Here is a 6775-nt window from a genome sequence, read left to right on the forward strand (position 1 = left end):
GCCAAGAAAATAATAAGACGGAGAGAAATATGAGCCAGTCGTCCCCGGGAACATCTGTACAAACCAAAATTACCATTGCGCTGCTTTTGGTGTTTGTTCTCGTCCTTGTTGTATCAATGGTTTTCAGTGTACGTAATGAGCGTGCGATGGTTGAACAAGTGATTCTGCAGCATACGCAAGACACTGCGGACTCCTACTTTGATGCAGTCAATATTATGATGATCACAGGTACGTTAAACAACCGTGATATTTTGCGTCAAAAGGTGATGAGTCAACCGGATGTAGTGGATGCGCGTATTATTCGTGGGGATGCGGTTTCTGGTGTATTTGGGGGTGGCCGTGCAGAGGAGCAAGCCAAAGATGACTTAGATCGTAGAGCCTTATCAGGCGAGCGCATTAGTGAAATTGTGGCCACTGATAAAGGTCGTGTATTAACAGTTTTAAATCCGATGGTTGCCAGTAAAGACTATCGCGGCACCAACTGCTTAATGTGCCACGTAGTCGATGAAGGCACTGTGTTAGGTGCTGTACGCGTGAGCTATTCGTTAGACACCTTAGACTCCCATATCAACGATAATCTCTGGTCATTGGCAGGTACTCAAATTGTTCTGTTCGTTGCTGGCTTTTTGGTCATTGTTTACTTGCTTAACCGTTTAATTGTTAAACCGTTGAACACTTTGCGTGATGTGATGCAGCAGGTTGAGCGCAACTCTGATCTGTCGGTAGAAGTGAAAGGTATTACCAGTAAAGATGAAATTGGTGCTGTAGCCGCAGCCTTTAATAATATGCTCGGGCGCTTCAGAACCAGTATGCAGCAAGTATCTGGTATGGCGCATGATTTGAAAGGAGCTGCAGAAAGTATCTCTAAAGTAGCTGAAAGCACCGTGTCAGCCGTTAATAGTCAACGTAAAGGCACGGAAACCGTTGTGAGTGCGATGCATCAGGTTGAGATGAATGCCCATGAGGTTAAAAGTTACGCCGAGCGTGCATCTGATGCCTCATCGAGTGCGGATCATGAGGCTCAGATGGGTGCAAAATTAACCAGTACCGCAATCGCAGCCATTAGTCGTCTAACAGGAGAGATTGAGCAAGCCTCAGGTGTGATATCTAAAGTAGGTAACTATAGCTCTGAAGTGGGTACTGTATTGGATGTGATCACCTCTATTGCAGAGCAAACTAATTTATTAGCACTAAATGCAGCTATTGAGGCGGCTCGTGCAGGTGAGGCAGGCCGAGGCTTTGCAGTTGTTGCTGATGAGGTGCGTTCACTCGCCAACCGTACTCATGAGTCGACATTAGAGGTACATAAAACAATTGAACAGTTACAGCAAGAGGTCGCTGAAGCTATTCAAATGATGCAAGGCGCTCAGCAAAGCACGAAAAGCAGTGTAGATGAGGTGGAAAAGGTATCCAGCTCCTTACAACAGATCGCTGCAGCAGTGTCTGGTATCAATAGCTTGAATGGTCAGATGACAGTATCTGCTCAACAGCAGGAAAAAGCGTCAGCAGAAGTTAATCGTAGTGTACAAGAGATTAGCGCTATCGCAGAAAAAACCTCTCAGGAGGCCAGTCAAGGTGTTGCTGTGAGTGAAAGCTTGCTGGCTTTGGCTGTTCAGTTAGAAAAAATGGTTGATCAATTTAAACTTAGATAATAAGTTTTGATCTGTAGGTTTGAAAAAAGAGCCGATTTCAGTCGGCTCTTTTATATTTTTTAGATTGTGCTTTGTTTAGCTGAGCTTCACTTTGGGGTATCAGGCTCACTACTTTTTCGGCTGGGTCTAATATCCCTTGCTTTAATAATACCCGGTCCCCCTCCTATCTTGCGTGTTCGAATAATCATAGGTCTTTGAGATTTTCTAACTTTAGCCGTTTGTTCATTCGTTAGTGACTGATCTGGTTGTGCCACAGGGTAATTTTCTCTGTGGATCTCATTACCGACAATAAAGTCGGCACAAGCGTATAAGTCTGAGGAAATAAAGCGAAACACATCCATGCCACCAAACTGTTGATACACGCGCTTTTTATAGGAGTTGAAGTGGCGAGTGATAGTGTTGGTCAGCTGTTCTGCAAAGAGAATATTGGATGAATTAATACCGTTGCCTTGTAGGCCGCTTTTCGGAGCCTGAATAAACATTAATTCGATCGGTAAACCATCAAAGGTTTTTTGTACACCATTATGCTTGCTGAGAATCAGTTCGACATTTTTGACCAGATTGTCGCGTAGAGATTTGCTGACATGTTTAAACAGATCGGTCGGGTTCTCCATAGGGATATCCCGGCCTTTGACGCTGCGCACCCATTCTTGACGATAGTTCACCTCAATTTTGCCATACAGCGTACGGCTATTGATTAGGGTGATACCAAAACTGTGTAGCACGATATGATCAATGTTTACCATGCGGTCATAAACATCAATCTGAGCATTGTTGATAATAATAAAATCATCGCTCTCAGCGAAGGCGGTTTTCAGCTTGCTGGCAACATCAGCACAGTTTTCCTCTGCGCGTGAGTCGGTGTCTGGACGATAACTGTATTCGGTTAGAATCATGCGTTAATGCTCTAATGAAGTCCTTGGATAGCCTAACAATTATAGTCAGAAAAATATGCTAATGAGTAGCTGCACTTTAGGTATAGCTTTAAAAAGTAAAGTAATCATTTCCAAGATGCTGTAAAGATAAACAGATGTTAGACTGCACGGCATTAAGATTCATCTCTACAGTGGACTAACTTTTTCAATGAGCGCACATATCAGTCATGAGGGTGTTGAGCAGATATCGCTCAAGCAATACACCGAAAAAGCTTACCTCGATTATTCCATGTACGTCATTTTAGATCGTGCACTACCTCATATTGGCGATGGTCTAAAACCTGTTCAGCGTCGTATTGTTTATGCAATGTCAGAGCTTGGCTTAAAAGCCAGCGCTAAACATAAGAAGTCTGCGCGTACAGTTGGTGATGTTTTAGGTAAGTTCCATCCTCATGGAGATAGTGCTTGCTATGAAGCCATGGTGTTGATGGCGCAGCCATTTTCATATCGATACCCATTGGTTGATGGGCAAGGTAATTGGGGTTCTCCAGATGACCCCAAATCTTTTGCAGCGATGCGTTACACAGAAGCGCGATTAGCACGCTATGCTGAGCTTCTGCTGTCAGAGTTAGGGCAGGGTACAGCGGATTGGGTGCCGAATTTTGATGGCACATTAGATGAGCCTTCGGTCTTGCCTGCTCGTGTACCTAACATTCTCTTGAATGGATCAATGGGTATAGCCGTTGGTATGGCAACTGATATCCCTCCACATAACTTGAGAGAGTTAGTACAGGCTTGTATTCAACTATTAAATCAACCCGATGCTAGCCTTTCAGATTTGATGCGCTTTGTTAAAGCGCCAGATTATCCGACTGATGCTGAAATTATCACACCGCATGCTGATATTGAAAAAATTTATGAAACGGGTAGAGGAAGCATCCGTCAGAGGGCGTTATATCAAATTGAAGATGGCGATGTTGTGATCACCGCCCTGCCTTACCAAGTGTCAGGCGCAAAGATTCTTGAGCAAATTGCCGCGCAAATGCAGGCCAAAAAGTTACCAATGGTAGTTGATCTGCGTGATGAATCTGACCATGAGAACCCTACGCGCTTAGTGATTGTACCGCGTTCAAATCGTGTAGATGTTGAGCCGATCATGGCACATTTGTTTGCTACGACAGATTTGGAACGTAGCTACCGCATCAATTTGAATATGATTGGTACGGATGGTCGGCCCCAGGTTAAAGGTTTGGTTGAGATTTTAACCGAGTGGCTGGCCTATCGTCGTGCCACAGTACGCAGACGTTTGGATTTCCGCCTAAAAAAAGTGATTGATCGGTTGCACTTGCTGCAAGGCTTGCTCATCGCATATCTGAATATTGATGAGGTCATTGAGATTATTCGTCAAGAAGATGAGCCAAAAACTGTGCTGGTGGCGCGCTTTGGCTTAAGCGAGCGTCAATCAGAAGCAATTTTAGAGCTGAAATTGCGTCAATTGGCGAAGTTAGAGGAAGTGCGAATTCGGGGTGAACAGGACGAGCTGTCGGAAGAGCGCAAACAACTAGAGCATCTGTTAGGTTCTGAGTTGGCCTTAAATCAGCTGATTGAAGCGGAGCTGCAAGCGGATGCGGACAAATACGGTGATGTGCGTCGCTCCCCCTTAGTTGAGCGCCATGAAGCTAAGGCGTTGTCAGAAGTTGACCTTGTAGGAGCTGATCCAGTTACTATCGTGCTATCTAAGCAGGGTTGGGTGCGTGCTGCAAAAGGCCATGACATTGATCCAACTACCTTAAGCTATAAAGCGGGAGATGGTTTTCACTTAGTCGCCAGAGGTAAATCTAATCAGCAGGTTGTATTCATAGATAGTAGTGGTCGTAGCTATTCATTGGCTGCACATTCGCTACCTTCAGCGCGAGGCCAGGGTGAGCCATTAACTGGAAAAATCAATCCGCCCTCAGGTGCTTCTTTTGAAGGTATGTTGATCTGTGACGAGGCGCAGCGCTATTTAATGGCAAGTGATGCAGGTTATGGTTTTGTAGTGCAAGCCTCAGAGATGTTGGCTAAAAATAAAGTTGGTAAAGCACTATTGACTGTTCCTAAGGGCGGAGAAGTGCTGTCACCAGTATTATTGCCTACAGCTGATAATCTACAGGTGGCGGTTGTAAGTACAGAAGGTCGTTTATTGTTATTTAAATTAGAGCAACTGCCTGTTTTAAGCAAAGGTAAAGGCAATAAAATGATTGATATTGCCGCGCTTAAAGCTGCGGGGCGAGAAGAATATGTCAAGGCAATTGTTGTCCTGTCTGTAGATGACCAGCTGATTGTTCATGCAGGCAAACGCCACTTAGTACTTAAAGGTAGTGATTTGGAGCATTATCAAGGTGAGCGTGGTCGCAGAGGTAACAAATTACCAAGAGGTTTCCAAAAAGTTGATCTGCTAGAAGTTAAAACCCAAGAATAGATTTCAGTGGGTTAGTAAAAAGGTCAAGCTTTGTCATATTGCTTGGCCTTTTTACGGTTCGTGATCGGCAAAAAAAAGTAGAACTGATATACTGGAAGCTGTTTTCTAGCCCTCTTTATGACTTCATATTAGCCCTTTACAGTGGCTGCAACAGGCAGGTTCATGAAAGAAATTATCTTGATCAATATATCGGGCGTTGATAAGCCTGGATTAACTTCATCTATTACCGAAATTTTAGCGGGTTACGGTGTTAATATTCTTGATATTGGGCAAGCCGTTATCCATGACACTCTGTCATTGGGTATCTTGATACATATACCGGAAGAAGCCGAGTCGTCACCGGTTCTGCGTGATGTGCTTTTTAAAGCGCATGAACTAGGTGTCAATATTCGATTCACACCTGTTTCGAGTGACAGTTATGACCATTGGGTTGAAGGTCAGGGTAAGTCACGCTATATCGTGACTTTACTAGCTCGCAGAATTACAGCGGAGCATATTGCTAAAGTGACTGGTGTAGTGGCGAATAATGGGTTGAATATAGACCGAATCAATCGTTTGTCCGGTCGTATTCCCTTGCAACAGCTGATAGAACAAAGTCGCGCTTGTGTTGAGTTCTCTGTGAGAGGGAATCCTGATGATCCTGCACAGATTCGCGGTGAGTTTTTGAGTTTGGCAAATCAACTGGGTGTGGATATCTCTTTCCAAGAGGATAACGTTTTCCGCCGTAATCGTCGGTTGGTCGTATTTGATATGGACTCGACGCTAATCGAAGCAGAAGTGATTGATGAGCTGGCCAAGTGTGCAGGGGTTGGCGAGCAAGTTTCTGAAATCACTGAAAGTGCAATGCGTGGTGAAATTGACTTCACTGAAAGCTTCAAACGGCGCGTGGCATTGCTCAAGGGTTTAGATGAGTCTGTTTTGAGTGAGATTGCTCAGAATCTGCCAATTACCGAAGGCGCTGAGAAACTCATTTCGACTTTAAAGGCGCTCGGTTATAAAACGGCCATTTTGTCAGGTGGCTTTACGTACTTTGGCCAGTATCTTCAGTCGAAATTAGGGATCGATTACGTATATGCAAACGAGCTTGAAATCAAAGACGGCAAAGTGACGGGTAATGTTACTGGTATCGTGGTGGATGGTGAGCGTAAACGTGAATTGCTAAAGCAAATCGCGCAGCAAGAAGGTGTACGATTGGAGCAAACCATCGCGGTTGGTGACGGTGCAAATGACCTACCAATGCTGGGAACGGCAGGTTTAGGTATTGCATTCAGAGCTAAGCCTATTGTAAAAGAAAGTGCTAAACACTCGCTTTCAACATTAGGATTGGATGCCATTCTCTACCTAATCGGTTACAGCGACCGAGATCTAGACTAAGAAACAAAACCACAAAAAGCCTGCGTCATGGGCTTTTTGTGGCTGCTCTATTAAAGAAGGAAGAGGACGAAAACAGTCGGTTTTGAAATAAAACTACAAAAGTTTAATAAAACAGTTGCTTAGTGCTCAGAGGTGCGTATAATTCGCCCTCGTTGTCAGGCAGAGATGTTCGGCAGCTTGTGTAACCGCTTGTTTTCTTTAAGTTTTCGAAATGATCACTGAAAAGAAAGTTGAAAAAAGTGGTTGACAATACGAGGTTCGGTCCTGTAGAATACGCAGCCTCAGTTGAGCGAAGTGATCGAGATTCTGTCTCTCCTTCGATTAACTAAATTGCTCTTTAAAAATTCAATCAGATAATTCGTGTGGGCGCTTGCTTCGATGGTCTTGGAAAGTCACAAGATTATCAAGGTAAG

Annotated in this window: 4 protein-coding genes; 3 read left to right on the forward strand and 1 reads right to left on the reverse strand. The window is 44.2% G+C overall.

Translation table 11 applies throughout. The annotated features are described in order from the left end of the window. The first annotated feature begins 29 nt into the window (after nt 1-29). Nucleotides 30-1652, forward strand: a complete 1623-nt coding sequence (locus B5D26_RS03785; RefSeq protein ID WP_078744356.1) for a methyl-accepting chemotaxis protein — start codon at nt 30-32, stop codon at nt 1650-1652. 86 nt (nt 1653-1738) lie between these two features. On the opposite strand, the gene B5D26_RS03790 is transcribed toward B5D26_RS03785, so the two are convergent. Continuing rightward, nucleotides 1739-2548, reverse strand: a complete 810-nt coding sequence (locus B5D26_RS03790) for a nuclease-related domain-containing protein (RefSeq protein WP_078744357.1) — start codon at nt 2546-2548, stop codon at nt 1739-1741. A gap of 187 nt (nt 2549-2735) precedes the next feature. On the opposite strand from B5D26_RS03790, the gene parC reads away from it, so the two are divergent. Both parC and serB read left to right on the forward strand, forming a co-directional pair. After that, nucleotides 2736-4988: a DNA topoisomerase IV subunit A gene (gene parC / locus B5D26_RS03795; RefSeq protein ID WP_078744358.1), complete on the forward strand. Its 2253-nt coding sequence runs from the start codon at nt 2736-2738 to the stop codon at nt 4986-4988. A gap of 162 nt (nt 4989-5150) precedes the next feature. Continuing rightward, nucleotides 5151-6362 carry a phosphoserine phosphatase SerB gene (serB, locus tag B5D26_RS03800; protein ID WP_078744359.1) on the forward strand — a complete coding sequence of 404 codons (1212 nt, stop codon included), beginning with the start codon at nt 5151-5153 and terminating at the stop codon, nt 6360-6362. Nucleotides 6363-6775: the final 413 nt, after the last annotated feature.

The sequence above is a fragment of the Oceanospirillum multiglobuliferum genome (assembly GCF_900167095.1).
Classification (GTDB): Bacteria; Pseudomonadota; Gammaproteobacteria; order Pseudomonadales; family Halomonadaceae; genus Oceanospirillum; species Oceanospirillum multiglobuliferum.